The organism is Actinobacillus porcitonsillarum (assembly GCF_003101015.1).
Taxonomy (GTDB): Bacteria; Pseudomonadota; Gammaproteobacteria; order Enterobacterales; family Pasteurellaceae; genus Haemophilus_A; species Haemophilus_A porcitonsillarum.
This window is the reverse complement of record NZ_CP029206.1, coordinates 1,252,794-1,273,058: the sequence shown is the minus strand read 5'-3', so window position 1 is coordinate 1,273,058 and position 20,265 is coordinate 1,252,794. Positions and strand designations below refer to the sequence as shown.

At 37.7% G+C, this 20,265-nt stretch carries 22 protein-coding genes; 13 read left to right on the top strand and 9 right to left on the bottom strand.

From position 1 onward, the window contains the following. Positions 1–5: 5 nt before the first annotated feature. From DDU33_RS06240 to DDU33_RS06225, 4 genes are all read right to left on the bottom strand, one after another. Entirely contained in the window at positions 6–854 is an 849-nt protein-coding gene (locus tag DDU33_RS06240; RefSeq protein WP_108923812.1) for a Dam family site-specific DNA-(adenine-N6)-methyltransferase, read from the bottom strand. Between the two features lie 3 nt (positions 855–857). After that, complete coding sequence (gene aroB / locus DDU33_RS06235; protein ID WP_108923810.1) at positions 858–1,946, bottom strand: 3-dehydroquinate synthase; 1,089 nt, start codon at positions 1,944–1,946, stop codon at positions 858–860. 33 nt (positions 1,947–1,979) lie between these two features. Beyond that, positions 1,980–2,501, bottom strand: a complete 522-nt coding sequence (gene aroK / locus DDU33_RS06230; protein ID WP_005820134.1) for a shikimate kinase AroK — start codon at positions 2,499–2,501, stop codon at positions 1,980–1,982. Between the two features lie 254 nt (positions 2,502–2,755). Continuing rightward, a complete protein-coding gene (locus DDU33_RS06225; RefSeq protein WP_108923808.1) occupies positions 2,756–5,362 on the bottom strand; it encodes a penicillin-binding protein 1A in 2,607 nt (868 codons plus the stop codon). A 124-nt stretch (positions 5,363–5,486) separates the two neighbouring features. On the opposite strand from DDU33_RS06225, the gene DDU33_RS06220 reads away from it, so the two are divergent. The 9 genes from DDU33_RS06220 to DDU33_RS06180 all read left to right on the top strand — a co-directional run bounded on the left by DDU33_RS06220 (position 5,487) and on the right by DDU33_RS06180 (position 11,551). Beyond that, positions 5,487–6,167 carry a hypothetical protein gene (locus DDU33_RS06220; RefSeq protein ID WP_108923806.1) on the top strand — a complete coding sequence of 227 codons (681 nt, stop codon included), beginning with the start codon at positions 5,487–5,489 and terminating at the stop codon, positions 6,165–6,167. Next, a complete protein-coding gene (locus tag DDU33_RS06215; RefSeq protein ID WP_108923804.1) occupies positions 6,155–6,688 on the top strand; it encodes a hypothetical protein in 534 nt (177 codons plus the stop codon). The genes DDU33_RS06220 and DDU33_RS06215 overlap by 13 nt, the downstream gene beginning before the upstream one ends. Before the next feature lie 94 nt (positions 6,689–6,782). Continuing rightward, positions 6,783–7,199, top strand: coding sequence for a hypothetical protein (locus DDU33_RS06210; protein ID WP_244175303.1), 417 nt, complete (start codon positions 6,783–6,785; stop codon positions 7,197–7,199). A 17-nt stretch (positions 7,200–7,216) separates the two neighbouring features. After that, on the top strand, positions 7,217–7,606 hold the full coding sequence (locus tag DDU33_RS06205; protein WP_108923800.1) for a pilus assembly protein PilP: 390 nt from the start codon (positions 7,217–7,219) through the stop codon (positions 7,604–7,606). A 9-nt stretch (positions 7,607–7,615) separates the two neighbouring features. Continuing rightward, positions 7,616–8,944, top strand: a complete 1,329-nt coding sequence (gene pilQ / locus DDU33_RS06200) for a type IV pilus secretin PilQ (protein ID WP_108923798.1) — start codon at positions 7,616–7,618, stop codon at positions 8,942–8,944. 42 nt (positions 8,945–8,986) lie between these two features. After that, positions 8,987–9,421 (top strand): transcription antitermination factor NusB, encoded by a 435-nt coding sequence (gene nusB, locus DDU33_RS06195; RefSeq protein ID WP_005820144.1) that lies wholly within the window; start codon positions 8,987–8,989, stop codon positions 9,419–9,421. 60 nt (positions 9,422–9,481) lie between these two features. Next, entirely contained in the window at positions 9,482–10,441 is a 960-nt protein-coding gene (gene thiL / locus DDU33_RS06190; RefSeq protein ID WP_108923796.1) for a thiamine-phosphate kinase, read from the top strand. Between the two features lie 8 nt (positions 10,442–10,449). Next, positions 10,450–10,923, top strand: coding sequence for a phosphatidylglycerophosphatase A family protein (locus DDU33_RS06185; protein WP_108923794.1), 474 nt, complete (start codon positions 10,450–10,452; stop codon positions 10,921–10,923). A gap of 4 nt (positions 10,924–10,927) precedes the next feature. Beyond that, positions 10,928–11,551 (top strand): LysE family transporter, encoded by a 624-nt coding sequence (locus DDU33_RS06180; RefSeq protein ID WP_108923792.1) that lies wholly within the window; start codon positions 10,928–10,930, stop codon positions 11,549–11,551. 43 nt (positions 11,552–11,594) lie between these two features. Here the strand turns inward: DDU33_RS06180 and DDU33_RS06175 are convergent, their stop codons facing one another. After that, positions 11,595–12,227 (bottom strand): histidine phosphatase family protein, encoded by a 633-nt coding sequence (locus DDU33_RS06175; protein WP_108923790.1) that lies wholly within the window; start codon positions 12,225–12,227, stop codon positions 11,595–11,597. A 47-nt stretch (positions 12,228–12,274) separates the two neighbouring features. Between DDU33_RS06175 and DDU33_RS06170 the strand changes: the two genes are divergently transcribed. From DDU33_RS06170 to ruvB, 4 genes are all read left to right on the top strand, one after another. Then, positions 12,275–12,913 (top strand): TIGR01621 family pseudouridine synthase, encoded by a 639-nt coding sequence (locus tag DDU33_RS06170; protein ID WP_108923788.1) that lies wholly within the window; start codon positions 12,275–12,277, stop codon positions 12,911–12,913. Between the two features lie 39 nt (positions 12,914–12,952). Beyond that, on the top strand, positions 12,953–14,251 hold the full coding sequence (gene paeA, locus DDU33_RS06165) for a polyamine export protein PaeA (RefSeq protein ID WP_108923786.1): 1,299 nt from the start codon (positions 12,953–12,955) through the stop codon (positions 14,249–14,251). 90 nt (positions 14,252–14,341) lie between these two features. Then, complete coding sequence (gene ruvA, locus DDU33_RS06160; RefSeq protein ID WP_108923784.1) at positions 14,342–14,944, top strand: Holliday junction branch migration protein RuvA; 603 nt, start codon at positions 14,342–14,344, stop codon at positions 14,942–14,944. A gap of 3 nt (positions 14,945–14,947) precedes the next feature. After that, complete coding sequence (ruvB, locus tag DDU33_RS06155; RefSeq protein ID WP_005820159.1) at positions 14,948–15,946, top strand: Holliday junction branch migration DNA helicase RuvB; 999 nt, start codon at positions 14,948–14,950, stop codon at positions 15,944–15,946. A 47-nt stretch (positions 15,947–15,993) separates the two neighbouring features. Here the strand turns inward: ruvB and DDU33_RS06150 are convergent, their stop codons facing one another. From DDU33_RS06150 to glyA, 4 genes are all read right to left on the bottom strand, one after another. Then, a complete protein-coding gene (locus DDU33_RS06150; protein ID WP_108923782.1) occupies positions 15,994–17,376 on the bottom strand; it encodes an ATP-binding protein in 1,383 nt (460 codons plus the stop codon). After that, positions 17,369–18,034 carry a response regulator gene (locus DDU33_RS06145; protein ID WP_108923780.1) on the bottom strand — a complete coding sequence of 222 codons (666 nt, stop codon included), beginning with the start codon at positions 18,032–18,034 and terminating at the stop codon, positions 17,369–17,371. Before DDU33_RS06145 ends, DDU33_RS06150 begins: the two co-directional genes overlap by 8 nt. A 110-nt stretch (positions 18,035–18,144) precedes the next feature. Beyond that, on the bottom strand, positions 18,145–18,783 hold the full coding sequence (gene purN, locus DDU33_RS06140) for a phosphoribosylglycinamide formyltransferase (protein WP_108923778.1): 639 nt from the start codon (positions 18,781–18,783) through the stop codon (positions 18,145–18,147). Between the two features lie 58 nt (positions 18,784–18,841). After that, entirely contained in the window at positions 18,842–20,107 is a 1,266-nt protein-coding gene (gene glyA, locus DDU33_RS06135) for a serine hydroxymethyltransferase (RefSeq protein WP_108923776.1), read from the bottom strand. Between the last annotated feature and the right edge of the window lie 158 nt (positions 20,108–20,265).

The window sequence follows — 20,265 nt, the reverse complement described above, 5'->3', positions numbered from 1 at the left end:
GGGAGTCATTCCCCATTTTTCGTAAATAAAGCAAGTAATTCAGCAACCTTTCCCCGAGATTCGGCTTTCTGCCCAATAGAACGCTGTACACGTATTTTGGTTAGTGTTGCGCCTTGATAAATTTGACGGGTAAATTCGGTATCATGGTTAGAAATTAACACTGGAATATGATTAAATGCCGCCTGTTTTGCCAATTTAGCTAAACGAATTTGCTGCTCTAAACTAAAACCACCGCCGGCGTATTGGGTAAAGTTCGTATCTTGCTGTAAAGGTGCATAAGGCGGATCGCAATAGACGATATAGTTGTCGTTTTTTTCTCTTAAATACGCAAAAACCTGTTCAAAATCCGCACAGATAAATTCTGCTTTTTGGGCTTTTTGGGCAAAGAAACGTAGCTCTTTTTCAGGGAAATAGTGTGTTTTATAACGCCCAAAGGGGACGTTATAGCCCCGTTTTTTGTTATAGCGACATAAACCGTTAAAACCAAAACGGTTTAAATAGAGAAACAAGACCGAACGCTGAAAAGGATCTTCAGAGGCGTTAAATTCGGCTCGGCGAGCAAGATAAAAGGTTTTGCTATTGGCGTTAGGCGCAAGAAAAAGTGCTTGTGTTTGCTGAATATAGTGCTCTACATTATTTTTTACTGCATTAAATAAGTTAATGAGATCGGGGTTGATGTCCGCCAGTAAATAGCGATCAAAATCGGTATTTAAAAACACAGAACCTGCACCAACAAACGGCTCAACGAAACAAGCCCCCTGCGGAATGCTTGGGGGCAAGTTCTTACGAATATCTTGAGCTAAACGGTATTTACCGCCAGCCCATTTGAGAAAAGCACGTTGTTTTTCGCTCATTTTTTATCTTTGCGTAAATTTTTCAATCGCTGCGACAACCTGTTCTTCAGTTGCTTGTGCCGTTACATAAGCGTTGCCAAGGGATTTAAGTAAGATCAGACGAAGCTGACCGCTTAACACTTTTTTATCTCGCCACATATAAGGTAAGTATTGTTGCGGTTCCATACTATCAGGCGAGATCGTTGGGAGCACGGCTCTTGCCAATAATTTTTCTAAACGGGCAACATCTTGTTCGGTTAAATCGCCTAAGATACGGGATAACTCGGCGGCTTCCAGCATTCCCACTGAAACGGCTTCACCGTGTAACCAGTTGCCATAGCCCATATGCGCTTCAATTGCGTGTCCGAAAGTATGTCCTAAATTTAATAAGGCACGATCGCCTTTTTCAGTTTCATCTCTTGCCACAACATCTGCTTTTAGCTGGCAACAACGTTGAATACAATACTCTAAAGCACTTTGTTCTAAAGCAACCAAATTATCAATGTTTTCTTCCAACCATTCAAAGAATGGCAGATCGAAAATCGCCCCATACTTAATCACTTCCGCCAAACCGGCACTCACTTCTCGTTTTGCTAGGGTATGAAGGGTATTTGTATCAATGATCACAGAAATCGGTTGATAGAATGCGCCAATCATATTTTTCCCTAATGGATGATTGACTGCGGTTTTGCCTCCCACAGAAGAATCGACTTGAGAAAGTAATGTGGTTGGAATTTGAATAAAACGAATACCGCGCTGGTAAGAAGCCGCTGCATAACCGGCAACATCACCAATCACTCCGCCACCAAGCGCAATAAGCGTGGTATCTCGATTATGATTTTTCTCCAGCAATGCCGTAAAAATCATATTTAATGATTCGAGCGTTTTATATTTTTCGCCATCAGGAATCAACACCGAATCAACCGAGCAACCTAACTGTTTCAGCGTGTTTTCAACGGTAGCAAGGTAATGTTGAGCAACTGTCGGGTTAGACACGATCATCACTTTATCGCCTGCCTTTAATGGTGCATAACTTTCAGGCTTAGTTAATAAACCTGCTGCGATCGTAATCGGATAACGACGTTCTTTTAGCTCAACATTTACTTGTAACATACTTGCCACCTTATTTTATTAAAAAGCTATGATTTACTGTAAGTTATCAATCATATCAATAATATTTGTTGCCACAACTTTAGCAGCTTGGTCATCGGTTTGCAGCGTAATATCCGCAATTTCTTCATATAACGGATTACGAATTTTTGCTAATTCTTCTAAGGTTTTTCTTGGATCTTCCGTTTGTAATAGAGGGCGTTTTTTATCACGCTGTGTACGCTCGAACTGTTTATCAATGGTTGTCTCAAGATAGATAACGATACCACGAGCTGAAAGCATATTACGATTATCTTTAGATAAAACAGAACCACCACCCGTTGATAAAACTATACCTTGCCCTTGAGTTAATTCATTGATAATGCGCTCTTCACGTTTGCGGAAACCTGCTTCGCCTTCAACATCAAAGATCCAATCAATATCTGCACCAGCTCGCTCTTCAATAACCGAATCTGAATCAAAAAATTCCATTCCGAGCATTTGAGCTAATTGGCGACCGATTGTGCTTTTGCCAGCCCCCATTGGACCTACTAAGAAAATATTGCGTTTTTCTGCCATTGTCTTCTCATTAAAAAAGAGTTGTTTACCTTTGACTTGTGGGAAGAAAAACGACCGCTTGTATTATCTAAATTACAAGCGGTCTGTTTTATGAAAAAAATCGCGAAAAATCATCATTTAACTTCTCGACTCAACTTGATTAAAAAACACCACAAATCGCCTAAAAATAATTAGGTACAATTATCTCAAGAAATTGTACCTAATTTCAACCTTTAGGGGAAAATTATCCCTAAAAATTATGTATATCAAATAGCTTAGAATAATTCTCCACCAGAAGGCGATGCTAATACGCCTTTCGGAGGCAACCCTAAACGTACTCCTCCTCCCGCATCTTTTGGCGAGACTCGAGGCTGTGTAGGAGTAGATTGTTTATCTAAGATATCATAGGCTCTTTCTACAACGTATTTTTTCGTTGGTTCAGTCCCTTTAATAAAATACTCTGAAACACTGTTACCTAAGAATCCACTTGTCGCATCAACCTTCGCTTCAACAATATTAGCAGGTAATGGTATTTCGCGATCTTTTTTGTCAGCAAGCGCAACTTTCATGTAATTTGCCCATGCTGGCATCGCTGTCTTAGCACCAGCTTCTCCACGACCTAAATCATGCTTGTTATCATCAAAACCGACATAAACCGTTGTAACAATATTAGCTCCAAATCCAGCATACCAAGTTACCTTAGCATTATTTGTTGTTCCTGTTTTTCCTCCAATATCCTTACGCTTAAAGGTATTCGCAAGATCTTTACTCGTTCCTCTCCAAGAAAGCCCTTGTTCTCCATAAATAGCACTATTTAAAGCACTTCTTATTAAGAAAGCTAGTTCTCCACTAATTACTCTTGGTGCGTATATCGTTCCCGATATATTTTTTGTAGAAGCAGCCATTAAGCTTGGTGCATTATCTTTTATTTTCGGAGCAATTACAGGTTCCTCGCTATCAACAACCTCTTCCGTTACTTCATCTGTTGATACTGTTTCATTATCTTTTAAAGATTGAAATAACTGCTCTTCATTATGAATTTTTACCCCATCAAAATATTCCGGTTCTGGATATTTAACTGGGATATCATTACACGTAATACAAGCAACAGCAGGATTTGCCTTGAATAATTCATTACCTTGGCTATCTTCAATTCGCTCAATAATATAAGGCTCAATTAAAAAACCACCATTATCAAATACCGCATAAGCACGAGCCATTTCTAATGGCGTAAATGATGCCGCACCTAAAGCAAGCGCTTCTGTTGCAACAAATTGATTGCGGTTAAAACCAAAACGCTCTAAATATTCGGCAACATAATCCACACCCGCCATTTGTAATGTACGAATAGCAACCATATTTTTAGATTTGCCTAAGGCCACACGTAAACGAAGAGGACCTTCATAACGCCCATCCGCATTTTTAGGTGTCCAAGGCTTTTGTCCTCGTTTAGTAATTGTAATAGGACTATCGCTAATCGTGCTTGATAAACTCAATCCTTTATTCATCGCTGCAGCATAAATAAATGGCTTAATTGAAGAACCAACTTGAACAAGTGATTGGGTTGCTCGATTAAAACTACTTTGTTCAAAGCTAAAGCCCCCAACAATAGCCTCAATAGCACCATTATCGCTATTTAGAGATACTAATGCTGAATTCACAGCTGGTATTTGTCCTAAATGCCATTCACCACCTTTTTTAGCTTGGCGTACCCAAATTTGTTCTCCAGTATTTAATTTAATCAAACGCCCAAATGACGCATTTGATTTTTTCATATCAACCTTATCGCCATTCGGTAGCATAATCGTATAGCTATTCTTATTACTCGACATTACCACAGCCGCAGTAAATGGCTCTGAATTAGGTAATTTACTTAAATGATCAATAATTTTTTCATCATCCCACGCCTTACCATCCCAAAGTTTCGATGCACCTCTCCAGCCATGTCTGCGGTCATATTGAATAAGGTTTTCACGCAAAGCTTCTTGAGCAGCTTTTTGATCTGTAGAAAGAACCGTGGCATAAACTCTAAAGCCTTTGTTATAAGCGACCTCTTCACCGAAACGTTTAACCATCTCTTGTCTAATCATTTCAGTCACATAATCCGCCCTAAATTCTAAAGCAGCACCATAAAGTTTTGACTCTACAATCTCTTTTTTAGCAGCTTCATATTGCTCTTTAGTGATTTTTCCAACCTCAAGCATACGCCCTAGCACCACATTACGTCGATTTTCCGCGCGCTTAACTGAATAAGCTGGATTCATCGTAGAAGGTGCCTTTGGTAAACCTGCAATAATTGCAATTTCACCAAGCGTTAATTGATCTAATGTTTTATTAAAATAGGTTTTTGCTGCCGCCGCAACACCATGAGAACGATAACCTAAATAAATTTTATTAAGATAAAGCTCTAAAATTTCATCTTTAGTTAATACTTTTTCAATTTCTAAGGCAAGAATTGCTTCTTTAATTTTACGTTCAATATTTCGTTCTGGTGTTAAGAAAAAATTGCGAGCTAACTGCTGTGTAATCGTACTCGCACCTTGCGTATCCCCTTGACTTGAACGATATAAAGCCCGAGCAATACCTTTCGGATCAACGCCTTTATGCTCATAAAATCGAACGTCTTCCGTTGCAATAATTGCATCAATTAAAGGTTTTGGGATATCTGATAATTTAACCGGTATACGTCTTTCTTCCCCTACTTCCCCCATTAATTTTCCGTCTGCAGTAAAAATCTGCATAGGCTGTTGGAGTTCAACATTTTTAAGTGTTGATACATCGGGCAAACTCTCGCGGATATGCATATAAATCACAGCTGCCGCAATACCGCCAATAATCAACAAGGTAAGCAAAGTACTTAAAATTATTTTTGCGATCTTCATCGAAAAAATCTCTTTTGGTAAATGACAAATAAAGAAGAACTACTAATATAGCTCATGAAATAATGCTAAGTATAAATGAAAAAACACTTTAAATCGCTAATAAACTGATAAATTGGGAAATTATATGTCATTCTTTACATTACTTTTAAATAAGAAATCCTCAATCTCCCTCAAAGTAGGTATCGCTGAGAACAATGAATATTGCTGTTTAGTCCATTTTCAACATGGGCAAGAACATGTCATCTGGCAAAAAAAGCCGATTGATTTAACGACATTCATTAAACAACAGTTTCAACCTCACACCTTGAGTCATTTAATTCGCCCAATTCCCTATCAATATATTTGGCGAAAATATTATGTAACAGCGAATACGCATTCTCAAACAACACAACATAAGCAGGTATTACAAATGATAAAGCAGGAACTCCCTATCCCTCTTGAAGAGATGTATTTTGACTTTACTACCACAGAAATACCGAATCAAAGTGTCAAGCGAGTATCTATTTATGCTTTACGTAAAGCATTTGCCGATCCGCTTATCATCAATAAGCAGACCATTTTAGACTGCGAACTTCATTGCTGGCAAAGAGGAATTCATGCGCTACTTAATAGTGAACAGCAAAACCAAAAAATGTTCAATTATGTTTACCAAAACAAAGCATTTACATTTAAAGAAAACGAATTAATTTTTTGTCCAGAGATGCCTGAAGATGCAATATCTCTTGAGAGCTTGTGCTTACCTTCAGAGATAATCCATCCCGAAATTTATGTTTTAGCTTTAGGAGCAGCACTATGGCACAGCTAGAAAAAGGAATAAACCTGACTGCTTTTCATCAAGAAAAGTGGGGAGAGACTCATGCTAACGCCGTCATTAAATTACTTTTTACCGGCTTTTTCAGCATGCTCGTTTTTAGCATGACCTTTATTTATCAACAAAATGCTACCGCAAAACAGCTGTTACTTGTTGATCAAATTCAACAAAAAAAGCGCATGTTAAGTCAGTTGGAACAGAAAATTGAGCAATCTAAATATACTCATACTCTAGATTTAAGCACCTTACTAGATGCTCAGCTCGTAACAAAATTTAATTATTTAATTCAGCAAGTGCCTATTAAATCCGGTGGAATTTCAGATATTCGGTTTTACGACGAAAATGGCACAAAAATAAAAATAATAGGCAAGTATGAAAAACAGCAAGAACTCTCCACATTAGAAGATTTTTTAGAAGAAAAAGGGTTTTCAATTAAAGTAGAGAATCTACAAACGAATGAAAAATCAAAAACAGAATTTAGCTTAATTATCACACAGAAAAATCATGATAAATAAATATATTCAAGCTTTTTATTTAAAGCCTCATTCCACCTTATTTAAGTTTATTGATTATTTAAATCTACACTTAAGAAAAATAATCATATTACTTGTGTTAGTAACAATAACTTATCCAACATCACAAATGCTTCGACATCAACACTCTTATCAAAAGTTTGAAGAAGAATATCAGAATCTTGAGCAAGAAGCGGTAAAAAAAGCAACATTATTTGCAAATTTAATGAATAAGCAAAAAGAGCAAAATGAAAAAGACAAGACATTATCTCAAATCAGTCAAAGCCTTGAACAATTGTTTCATCGCTATCATGCAGAAGTTGAGAATATTCAATGGAGCATGGAAAACAATAGGTCGATCACGATTACGATTAATCAGCAGCCCAAAACGATTTTTACGATCATTCATGATCTTACTGGCTTTAAAATGCTGCGATTTAAAGAACTTAGCTTAACTAAATTGAATAGAGCGCATTTAATTCAGCTTAATGCAACGTTACAGCTCATTGAATAATGACAAGGAAAACACAAATGAAAAAGTTACTTTATTTTATGCTTTTTATACCAAATCTTTTATTCGCCGATCCATTTTATGGAGAGGGAGAAAAGACAAACAAAGAAGAAAAACCGACAAAATCATTACAGAATTTTACAACATGCCCCTTACCCGAAAAAATAAATGAATTAAATCTCCCCGTTGAATTTGAAGATTTAAAACTCATTGGCATCATCAAAAAAGACGATAATATAAAATCTTTATTTATCGATAAGCATAATCAAATTTTTGATTTTGCGGCAAATGATTTTCTTAAAGAATCACTTATTCAATTTACTGAAATCACACTAAAAAATATTAAATACATAAATTGGGCATTAACAGAAAATTGTCAATCGCCCCATGAAATCACATTAAAAATTTAGGATAATCAGATGAAAAAATGGCTTTATTTATTATTTTTTATTCCTTTTTCTCTTTTTGCGAACCAATATTCATTAATTTTAAAAAATGCGCCTACGCCACAAATTCTTACTTATCTTGCAGGCGAATCCGAAACAAATATTGTACTGAATCAAGATGTGGATAGCTTTACCACGTTACGCTTAGAAAATAGTCCGCTTGAAACCATTTTAAAAAGTATCACAAAAATCAATAAACTTGATTTAAGTAAAGAAGGCAACATTTACTACGTGAGTGAAAAGAAAGAAGAAAATCGTGTAGATATCCCTCAACCACCTGTAAAAACAGCTGAAATCGTTGTTGAAAAAAAACCTATCATCGTAACAAAAACAATAAAACTACAATATGCCAAAGCATCTGAAGTCATTGATTCCCTTACCAAAGGTAATGGCTCCGTTTTATCTGATGGCGGGTATATTCACTTTGATGAACGGAGTAATAGCTTAATTATCAAAGATAATCCATCTTCTATAAAAAATATGGTGTCTCTTATCAAAGAGTTAGATAAACCTACCGAACAAATTGCCATTGAAGCGAGAATCGTGACTATCAGTAGCGAAAATTTACATGAACTTGGCGTTCGTTGGGGTATGTTATCGCCAAATGCTTCCCATAGCCGATTGGGAGGAACACTTGAAGGAAATGGCGTGGATTCAACCAAAAATCTTAATGTGAATTTTCCTGTAAGTGGCGGAGCCTCTGCGGTATTACAAGTTGCTTCAATCAATTCCAAAGTACTTGATCTTGAGCTCTCTGCACTAGAACAAGAAAACAGTGTTGAAATTATTGCAAGCCCTCGATTGCTTACGACTAATAAAAAATTAGCCAGCATCAAACAAGGTACCGAGATCCCTTATGCCATTTATGATCGTAAATCTGAAACTTATGATGTGGAATTTAAAGAAGCGGTGCTTGGGTTACAAGTTACACCACATATCTCTAAAGATAACCAAATTTTGATGGATTTAGTCGTAACGCAAAATTCACAAGGACAGTCTGTTATAAGCTCTACTTCAGACAATGCTGCCGTCTCTATTGATAAACAAGAGTTAAATACGCAAGTTTTTGCCAAACATGGCGAAACCATTGTCTTAGGAGGGATTTTCCAACATTTAAAAACAAAAGATAGTGATCGTGTCCCTGTATTAGGCTCAATTCCCTTTTTGAAACATCTCTTTAGTTATCAGAAAGATCAAATTAGTAAGCGAGAATTGGTTATTTTTGTTACACCTTATATTATTCAAGCAAATGATATAAATGCGCGACCTCAGAAATCCAAACAAAATAGCAAGAAACTATGATAGAATATAAAGGATTTTTATTACTTATTTTATAGAGGTTATATGAAACTAACTCCTCGCCGCCGTGCTAGAGAATGTGCGGTACAAGCCTTATACTCTTGGGCTATTTCACAAAACAGCGTAGAAGAAATTGAACTGGTATTTCATACTGATACTTTTGCAGCAGAAGATCCTGATACAGAAGGTAAAATTGATAAAGCACTCTTTACGCGTATTTTTCGTGGCACCGTTGCAAGTATTGATGAAATTGATCGCTCATTACAACCGTTTTTAGATCGTAATCCGGAAAATGTGGATTTAATTGAACGTAGTATTTTACGTATGGCTGCTTTTGAGCTCCATTTTGAACAAGATACTCCTTACAAGGTCATTATCAACGAAGCCATCGAAGTGGCTAAAGCATTTGGTTCCGACGATAGCCACAAATATATCAATGGCGTCTTAGATAAACTAGCACCTTCTTTAGGTCGTAAATAATCTATTCTATGTAACAAAGAGCGGGCAAAAGCTCGCTTTTTTTATTAAAAAGAGATAACGATGGGCGAATTTGATCTTATCCAACAGTATTTTAGCAAGCCTTCACAACGTGCAGATGTCTCTCTCTCTATTGGCGATGATTGTGCTGTTACCCAAATCGGGGCAAATGATACTCTCGCAATAACTACGGATACACTTGTATGCGGCACTCACTTTTTGCCAAATATCTCTGCATCTGATCTTGCCTATAAAAGCGTTGCGGTAAATTTAAGTGATCTTGCCGCAATGGGAGCATCTCCGGCATGGATTTCACTTGCACTAACTTTACCTAAGATCCAACATAATTGGTTGGCTGAATTTAGCCAAAGTTTATTTGCTATTTTAAATCGGTACCATGTTGATTTAATTGGTGGCGATACGACACAAGGTCATCTCTCACTCACACTTACTGCGCAAGGCATATTGCCAAAAGGAAAGGGCCTCTTTCGCCACAAAGCTCAAATTGGCGATTGGATTTTTGTTTCGGGCACATTAGGCGATAGCGCAGCCGGTTTAGATCTCTTATTAAAAAATGGTAATTTATCCACCGAATCTTACCGCTATTTAGTACAAAGACATCTTCGTCCAACACCTCGTGTTGAGCTAGGACTGGCGTTAAATGCTTTTTCTTGCTGTGCGATAGACATTTCCGATGGACTACTTGCCGATTTAGGGCATATTTTAAAGAAAAGCCAAGTTGGTGCCGAACTTTACCTTGAAGGGCTGCCGCTTTCTCAACACTTGCTTTCAGTCTATGAAAATCAAGCAGAACAATTTGCACTAACCGGTGGCGAAGATTACGAACTTTGCTTTACTGTGAGTAACGATAACCGTGAAAAAATGGAGCAAACCTTACGTTCTCAAGGTATTAAGGTCACTTGTATTGGAAAAATAACACCATCAACAAGCGGTCTTATTTTATATAAAAATCACCAAATCGTCCCCTTACCTCAACAAGGTGGATTTGATCACTTTAAATAGGATTTATTATGATAAAACCCAACTTAAAAAAACCTATTCATTTTCTCGCTGTCGGATTTGGGTCCGGTTTACTCAAACCGGCACCAGGCACTTGGGGCACATTCGTCGGGCTTTTAGTTGCAATATTGTTTTGGGAAATAACGCATAGCCCATTTTTCTTCCTTGTACTGACATTGATTTCTTTTATCTCAGGTTGTTATATTTGCCAAAAAACGGCTGATGATCTGCAAGTACATGATGATGGCCGCATCGTTTGGGATGAAATTGTTGCGATTTTCCTTATGTTTGCTTTTTTACCTGAATATAATACCCTTTATTATATTTTAACATTTATTGTTTTTCGCTTATTTGATATTTTAAAACCCTACCCTATTCGTTATTTTGATGAAAAATTTGAAAGTGGGTTAGGTATTATGCTCGACGATATTATTGCAGCAATTTTTGCATTAATTTCATTACATCTTATTTACGTTATTATTTAATGATATGCTGACAATTCTTTTTATTCATTTAGTAGGCTTAGCAAGCCCAGGTCCTGATTTTTTCTACGTGGTAAAACAATCTGCTAGTCATTCGAATAAGGCTGGTTTTCTTGCCGCAACGGGGATTTCTCTCGGGATTATCTTTTGGGCAGCATTTGCGATATTTGGGTTAGCATGGCTAAAACACAGTGCAGGCGAGATAATTCAATATATCATTATGCTCCTTGGTGGAAGCTATCTGATTTATATCGGTTTGAAGATGATAAAGAGCACGCAAAATGCGCAATTTAATGAAAATAAACAAAACCTTATTGTACTTCGTCCTTTCACTGAAATCAGAAAAGGGCTGATGATCAATATTTTTAATGCAAAAGCCGGCGTTTATTTCACCAGTGTTATTTCTGCTTTTTTAGGCAATTTTACAGAGACTATTCAACTCTTTGAACTTTTGTTTTTATTTGTGATTTCAACATTTATTTATTTCTGTTTAGTTGCATTTTTATTTTCACGCAAACCCGTAAGATTATTTTATACAAAATATAGTCGTTATATTGATAATATTGCCGGTGTAATTTTTATCGCGTTTGGCTCAAAATTAATTTATGACGGAATAAGTTACTTCCTTTAAAAAATACAAGCGGTCAAATTTTTATGACCGCTTGCAAATTCAATTAAGCTAAATGTTCCACGTTATTAAATTCAATTAAACTTACCTGCCCATTCTCCACTTGAGCAATATTGATCGCCGTGTTAATCACAAAACTATGTTTTGTTTCATCTCGGCACTCCGACCAATGTAAACCTTTTAACACTGCCGTTAAAACCGTGAGCGTCATGCCATGAGCGACAATTAACACATTTTCATGATCTTGATGTACCTGAGCAATATGGTTAAATGCCGTTAAGGCACGCTGATAAAGTTGTTCGTAGGTTTCTCCTCCGTTCGTTTCAGCTTTATACTCTGCCGGCGTTTTTTTCATAACCCAATATTCATCATTCTCATATAAATCTACGGATTTGGTTCCTTCCCAACTGCCAAAATCAAATTCATTTAAGCCCTTGTGATGAAAATGAGGAATATTTTTGTGCTGATTTTCCGCCAAAATGAAATTCGCTGTATCTTGTGCACGTTTTTGCATGCTTGAATAAGCCGCCGAAAAAGGGATATGTTGAAGCGCTTTTCCCGCTTTTCTTGCCCCTTCAATTCCTTCTTCAACCAACGGGGAATCTCCCGAGCCTTGTAATCGCCCCTCGATGTTCCACACCGTTTTGCCATGTCGAACTAAATAAATGTTCAATGCCATTGTATTTCCTTGCTAAAATAATGAAAAATTTTACGAGATTATAGCAAATGTCCTCCCATTTTACAGTCTGCTTCCAGCACCCTGATTTTATTGTCATTGATAAACCTGAAGGTATTAGCGTACATAAAGATAACGAAGCCACAGGGCTTACAGAACGTATTGCACTGCAACTCAGTGTTCCGCAAGTTTGGCTTGTTCATCGTCTTGATAAAGCGACTTCCGGTTTGCTGATTCTCGCTTTAACAAAAGAGGCGGCGGTTGAGTTTTATCACTTATTTAAGCAACACAAAATTCAAAAAACCTATTGGGCACTCAGTACAGCAAAACCTAAAAAGAAACAGGGAAAAATTGTTGGCGATATGAAAAAATCCCGAAATAGCGCTTGGAAACTCTGTCATACCAAAGAAAACCCTGCGATAACGCAATTTACTTCACAATCCGTTGCCCCTCAACTTCGGTGGTTTACGCTCAATCCTCACACGGGGAGAACACATCAATTACGAGTTGCGATGAAGAGTTTGGGTAGCCCTATTTTAGGCGACTCACTATATGGTGGCGAAAAGGCTGACCGCCTGTATTTACACGCCTATCAGCTAGAATTTGAGTATCAAAATACCCATTTTTGTATTCAAACACCGCCAACAAGCGGTCTGATTTGGCAAAAAATTTACCAAAATACGCTATAATAAACATCGTTTATCTTACTAAGGAGCATCTACATTATCATGGGCTTATTTGAAGCAATCCTCATCATCTTATTACTCATCATTATCAGTGCTGTCATTTCTGCCGCTGAAATTTCATTAGCCGGTGCCAGAAAATTAAAACTACAAGCCATGGTAAATGAAGGCGATTTGCGTGCTGAAAAAGTCATGAAATTACAAGAGCAACCAGGGCGCTTTATTACCGTAGTGCAAATCGGCTTAAATATGGTGGCAATCTTTGGTGGGGTTGTGGGAGAAAGTGCGATCAATCCTTATTTTAGCCAACTGTTCTCACAATATACCCAAGCCGAATGGGTAGATAGTGCTGCCTCATGGACTGCCTTTGCGCTCGTTACTTCCTCATTTGTTTTATTTGCTGATCTGATGCCAAAAAGATTGGCGATGACTCATCCGGAAAAAATCGCAGTACGTACTATCGGTATCATGTCGTTTAGTATTTTTCTTTTTAAACCGCTTGTGATGTTTTTTGACTTTATTGCCAATATGATGTTTCGTGTATTTGGCATTTCAACCGTGCGCCAAGACAATATGACAACTGAAGATATTGTTGCCGTTGTTGATGCAGGGGCGAAAGCAGGGGTGCTAAAAACCCATGAACACTATCTCATTGAAAATGTCTTTGAGATGCAAGAGCGCCGTGTAACTTCAACCATGACGACACGTGAAAACATTATTTTTCTTGATCGCACCGATAATAAAGAACAAGTGCTTCAAACCATTGGCGAAGATCCACACTCTAAATTACTGATTTGTGATAATGGTTTAGATAAAATTTTAGGGTATGTCGAGTCACACAATTTACTGACCCAATACCTTAAAAACGAAAGTGTCTCACTCACGGATCAACGATTATTACGTAAGCCGCTTTTTATTCCTGATACACTTTCACTTTATGAAGTGCTTGAGCTATTTAAATCTGCCGGCGAAGATTTTGCCGTTATCGTCAATGAATACGCTTTGGTGGTCGGCATTATTACCTTAAATGATGTAATGAGCATTGTGATGGGAGAATTAGTTTCAACAGAAGAAGAACAAATTGTCCGCCGTGATGAAGATTCTTGGCTTATTGATGGTGCAACGCCTTTAGAGGACGTAATGAAAGCCTTAGATATCGAATCTTTCCCAAATCCGGAAAATTATGAGACGATTGGGGGCTTTATGATGTATATGCTACGAAAAATTCCGAAAAAAACGGATTTTGTTCTCTACGATCAATATAAGTTTGAAATTATTGATACGGAAAATTTCAAAATTGACCAGTTAATGGTTTCGTTTAGAAAAGATATTAAAGCCGAATAATTCCATTACTGCTGTATAAATAATAATGATTTTTTATACAGTTTATGTTAAACTTCATCATATTTTTAAACAATAGACCTAAGGAATCTTATGATCGGTCGATTACATGGCAAAATTATTGAAAAACAACCGCCTGAAATGCTGTTAGATGTTCAAGGTGTTGGCTACGAGCTACTTTTGCCGATGACAAGTTTCTATAATTTACCTCAAATTGGCGAAGATACAACCATCTTTACGCATTTAGTCGTGCGAGAAGATGCACATCTATTATTTGGCTTTGCCCAAAAGCAAGACAGAACGCTTTTTAGAGAGCTCATCAAAACGAATGGTGTTGGTCCTAAATTAGCCCTTGCCATTCTTTCTGCGATGTCGGTTTCTCAATTTGCCAGTGCGGTAGAAAACGAAGAATTAGCCAAACTCACAAAAATTCCAGGCATTGGACGGAAAACGGCAGAGCGGTTATTAGTTGAGTTAAAAGGCAAGTTTAAAGGCTTATCCCAAACAGACTTATTTGTTGAACAACCTCATGAAACCATCATGGCATCATCTGCTGAACCGAGTGATGAAGCCCGTGATGCTCTCATTGCCTTAGGATATAAGCCTGCTGATGCAGAAAAAATGATCAAAAAAGTCAATCTGGTAGGTGCAACAAGCGAACAACTTATTCGAGAGGCGTTAAAGAACGCGCTATAACATATGATTGAAGCAGATAGAATTATCAGCGCCACACCAAAGCGTGAAGAAGAAATTATTGATCGAGCTATTCGTCCGAAGCTCCTTGCAGATTACGTTGGCCAACCTTCTGTTTGCCAACAAATGGAAATTTTCATTCAAGCGGCAAAGCTACGGAATGAAGCTCTTGATCATTTGCTTATTTTTGGTCCACCGGGGCTCGGAAAAACAACACTGGCTAACATTGTCGCCAATGAAATGGGCGTAAACATTCGTACAACATCAGGCCCAGTGCTCGAAAAAGCGGGGGATTTAGCCGCTATGCTGACAAACCTTGAGCCTTATGATGTCCTTTTTATTGATGAAATTCACCGATTATCACCGGCAATAGAAGAAGTGCTCTACCCTGCCATGGAAGATTATCAGTTAGATATTATGATAGGCGAAGGCCCTGCCGCACGATCTATCAAACTCGATCTTCCGCCATTTACCTTGATCGGTGCCACAACACGAGCAGGCTCTTTAACGTCTCCGCTAAGAGATCGTTTCGGTATTGTGCAACGTCTAGAATTTTATGGCGTGGATGATCTCACGTCTATCGTTCAACGAAGTGCAAATTGCCTAAATTTAAACCTTTCTGAAAGCGGCGCCCATGAAATTGCTCGCCGTTCAAGAGGTACTCCTCGAATTGCGAACCGATTATTACGCCGAGTGCGTGATTATGCCGATGTACGTAATAATGGAATTATTAGTTCAGAAATTGCAAAGCAGGCATTATCTATGCTAGATGTTGATGCGGAAGGTTTCGATTTCATGGATATCAAACTACTTGAAGCGATTGTAGATCGCTTTGATGGAGGTCCTGTCGGTTTGGATAACCTTGCAGCTGCCATTGGCGAAGAACGAGATACGATTGAGGATGTTTTAGAGCCTTACCTTATCCAACAAGGCTTTTTACAACGGACTCCAAGAGGGCGCATTGCAACACAACGGACTTATGAGCATTTAAAAAAATATCGATAATATAGACATCAAAAGGTTGAAGTATAGCTACTCCAACCTTTTTCATTTTAGATGTCTAAAATTGAATTAAATCCAATCTCAACTTTTAATCCCCCTAGAGAGCTTTTACTGAATACTAAAGTAAATCCATGAAGCTCGCTAATCCGTTTAATAATAGAAAGCCCTAAGCCACTTCCTTTTTCTTCTTGCCCCTTATTAGGTCGCTCTGTTGGGCGGAAAAAAGGTTGCCCTAATTTTAGTAAGTCCGCTTCACTAACACCATGACCATTATCTTCTATCACTAATTTTTCTTCTGAAAGAGTTAATTTAATTAAACTTCCATTTGGCGTGTAGTTAATCGCATTCTCTAACAAGTTACGTAAAATTAAGTGAAGTAATAAAGGTTTGCCTTGTTGTTTTGGTTCACTTTTTATATCAACTTGAATATCAGTTTGTTTTCTCTCAGCTTTTGTATAGAGTTCACTGACATCTTGCTCTAATAGAGAGCGCCATGAAATGGCCTCAAGATCATCGAGATGTTCAATATTTTCTAAACGTGATAGCACCAACAGCTGTTCTATCAGTTGTGATATACGATCTATCCCTAAAGTTAAGTTATTTAACGCTTGAGCGTGTATTTCCGGATCGTTCATTGTCATTTGTGCTAATTCTGTTTGAACACGTAATCCGGCTAATGGGCTACGTAACTCATGAGCCGCATCAGAAGTGAAACGTCTTTCTCGATTAAGCATGGTTTGGGTTCGTTTAAAATAACGGTTCAATCCTTTTACTAAAGGCAGAACTTCTTTAGGAAGAGAGGTTTCATCAATGAGTTCGGTCTCATCTGGTTTACGTGCTTTAACCTGTTGTTCTAAACGTTTCAGGGAAAGAAATTCTCGTCTTACAATCCAAAATATACCTAAAATCATAATAGGGAAAGCAGGCAGCCAGCTTCCCATTTGAGAGAGAATGACTTTATTGATTAAGTCATTGCGGTATTCAAGTTCTTGCCCAACGGCAATATAGACATCATTATGTTTTAACCAATAAATACGCCAAGTTTCTGTTTCAATTTCATCTTCATCATATTCTTCAGAAATAACTGTATCGAATCCCTCTTTCGGCGCAAATTTAATAAAACGACCATTTCTGTCATCATTGATGATTTGCTCGCCACGCCAAGTAAAAATAGCAAACGAGAGCGCTTCATCATCCACATCTGCAAAATAAAAATCAGCACTTTCTTGTACCTGATGAAATCCTTCGGCAATTTTAGAAGAAGCCAAACGTTCTGCAAAAAAGATTTGCTGCGTATCGAAAAGCGTGTTGATCTCTTTACGCAAGGTTTTCCATCCCATGATCGTTGTAACCACAGCAACAACAAGCGTGATGAGAGAAAGAAAGATAATTAAACGGGCTCTTAAGCTTTGCTTTTCAAACAAATTAAGCATCTGACGTTCCTAATTTATAGCCGACACCATGAACGGTTTTTATCCATGATTTACCTAGTTTTTTTCTCAAATTATGGATGTAAACTTCTAAGGCATTACTGCTTACCTCATTATCCCAACTGTATAGTTTTTCTTCAATTGAAGAACGTGGAAGCACACGATCTTTATAATGGGCAAAAAGTTCTAATAAGCGGAATTCCTTTGCAGTGAGTGAGATATCTTCTCCATTTAGGGTTACACGGCGAGTATGACTATCTATCACTAAATCACCCATTACGATTTCTGAAGAGACTTGTTGATGGCTACGGCGAATTAACGCTTGTAAACGTACAACCACTTCCATTAAAGCAAAAGGTTTGCAGAGATAATCGTCTGCGCCTGCATTAAAGCCTAAAATACGTTCATCTAACGTATCTCTAGCGGTAAGGAGCAAAACCGGGATATGATTATTCTCTTTACGCCATTGCTTAAGGATGTCTAAACCGTCCATTCGAGGTAAAGAGAGATCTAAAATAACCGCATCATATTCTGCAGAAAAAAGAGCATCAAAACCTAATTTACCGTCTGTAAACCAATCCACGGCAAAATTCTGCTTGGTAAGCCCTAACTTAATTCCTTCGCCAATTAACTTATCATCTTCAATGAGTAAAATTCGCATACTTCCTCCATTTATCAAGCGGTCTGTTTTGCAAAAAATTTTACAAAAATGACCGCTTACTATTTTAATCATTAAATCAGAGAAATCTTAAAAAATACTTAAGAAAATAGTTAATCGCTACTATATCCTTCCGGAGGTAAGCAAACGCTATCTAAATAGGCTTTTCCTTCCCGCTCTACCAAACGATTTTGACAAAACCACTCAATAACTAGAGGATAACAACGATGTTCTTGCTCTTGAACACGCTCTACCACATCTTCCACTTCATCGTCTGGGAAAATCGGTACTTTCGCTTGTAAAATCACCGCACCGCCATCAAGTATCTGATTAACAAAATGAATAGTCATTCCGTGTTCACTATCACCGGCTTCCATTGCTCTTTGATAGGTATTTAAACCTGCATATTTGGGCAAAAGTGAAGGATGAATATTAAGAATTTTCCCACTAAAGCGTTCAACAAATTCATTCGAGAGAATTTTCATATAACCGGCAAGCACAATAAGATCAGCTTCTAGAGCCTCAATTTGTTCGGCAATGGCTAAATCCATATCGAGATTTGAAGAAAAATTTTTACGCTCAAACACAAAAGCCGGGATTTTGGCTTTTTTAGCACGCTGTAAACCAAAAGCATCAGATTTATTGGCAATCACACCGCAAAGTTTGCCGGAAATTCGACCGCTTGTCTGCGCATCAATAATAGCTTGCAAATTTGAGCCATTTCCAGAAATTAAAACAACTATTTTTTTCATTTTACTTTATCCTAGAAAAAAGCCCCGAAAACTCGGGGCTTAGAGTACTTATCCTCAATTATTTTGCATAAACCGGTAAGCGTTTACAAATTGCGAGTACTTTTTCTTTTGTATCAGCAATTACTTTCTCTTCGTTTTCTGTGCCGATAGCATCAAGTACATCACACATCCAGCCGGCTAATTCAGTAACATCTGCTTCAGTAAAACCACGGCGTGTTACCGCTGGTGTACCCACACGAATACCAGAAGTAATGAATGGTTTTTGTGGATCGTTTGGTACAGAGTTTTTATTCACGGTAATGTTTGCACGACCTAATGCAGCATCGGCAGCTTTACCGGTTAAACCTTGTTTGATAAAGCTTACTAAGAATAAATGGTTTTCCGTACCGTTAGAAACCACATCGTAACCACGTTTTTTGAATACTTCTACCATCGCTTTTGCATTTTTCAATACATTCTGTTGATATACTTTGTATTCAGGCTCTAATGCTTCTTTAAAGCATACTGCTTTCGCTGCAATAATGTGTACTAACGGCCCCCCTTGGTTTGCTGGGAATACTGATGATTGTAATTTTTTATAGATTTCTTCATCGCCACAAGCAGATAGAATTAAACCACCACGTGGGCCACCTAATGTTTTATGCGTTGTTGTTGTCACTACGTGTGCGTGTGGTAATGGATTTGGATAGATACCAGCAGCAACTAAGCCTGCAACGTGAGCCATATCAACAAATAAATAAGAACCAACTTCATCGGCAATTTCACGCATTTTTGCCCAATCAACCACTTGTGAATATGCTGAGAAACCCGCCACAATCATTTTTGGCTTACATTCCAATGCTTTTTGACGGACATCTTCGTAATCAATTAAACCATCTGCGGTAATACCGTAAAGTACAGAATTATAAATTTTGCCTGAGAAGCTCACTTTTGCACCGTGAGTTAAGTGACCACCATGAGCTAAATCCATGCCTAAGATTGTATCACCAGCATTGATTAACGCCCCATAAACGGCAGCATTAGCCTGTGAACCTGAATGTGGTTGAACGTTAGCATAATCAGCACCAAAAAGCTCTTTTGCTCGGTCAATAGCTAATTGTTCAACGATATCAGCATATTCACAACCACCATAGTAACGTTTACCTGGATAACCTTCTGCATATTTGTTTGTAAATTGAGAACCTTGCGCTTCCATAACTCGTGGGCTTGCATAGTTTTCTGAAGCAATTAATTCAATGTGCTCTTCTTGACGTGTATTTTCGTCTTGGATTGCTTTCCATAAAATCGGATCGTAATCTTTGATGTTCATATTTGCTGTAAACATTCAAGGTTCCTCTTAAGTTAATTAAAATAAAGAAACAACAAAAGCAAACGTTTGCGTTTGTGTGATACGGTGCATTTTACACATTTTTGATGTTAGAAGGTAGCTTTTTTTAAAGAATTTATCTTGCTAAATTCTCATATTAAAATGAATTTGTTTAA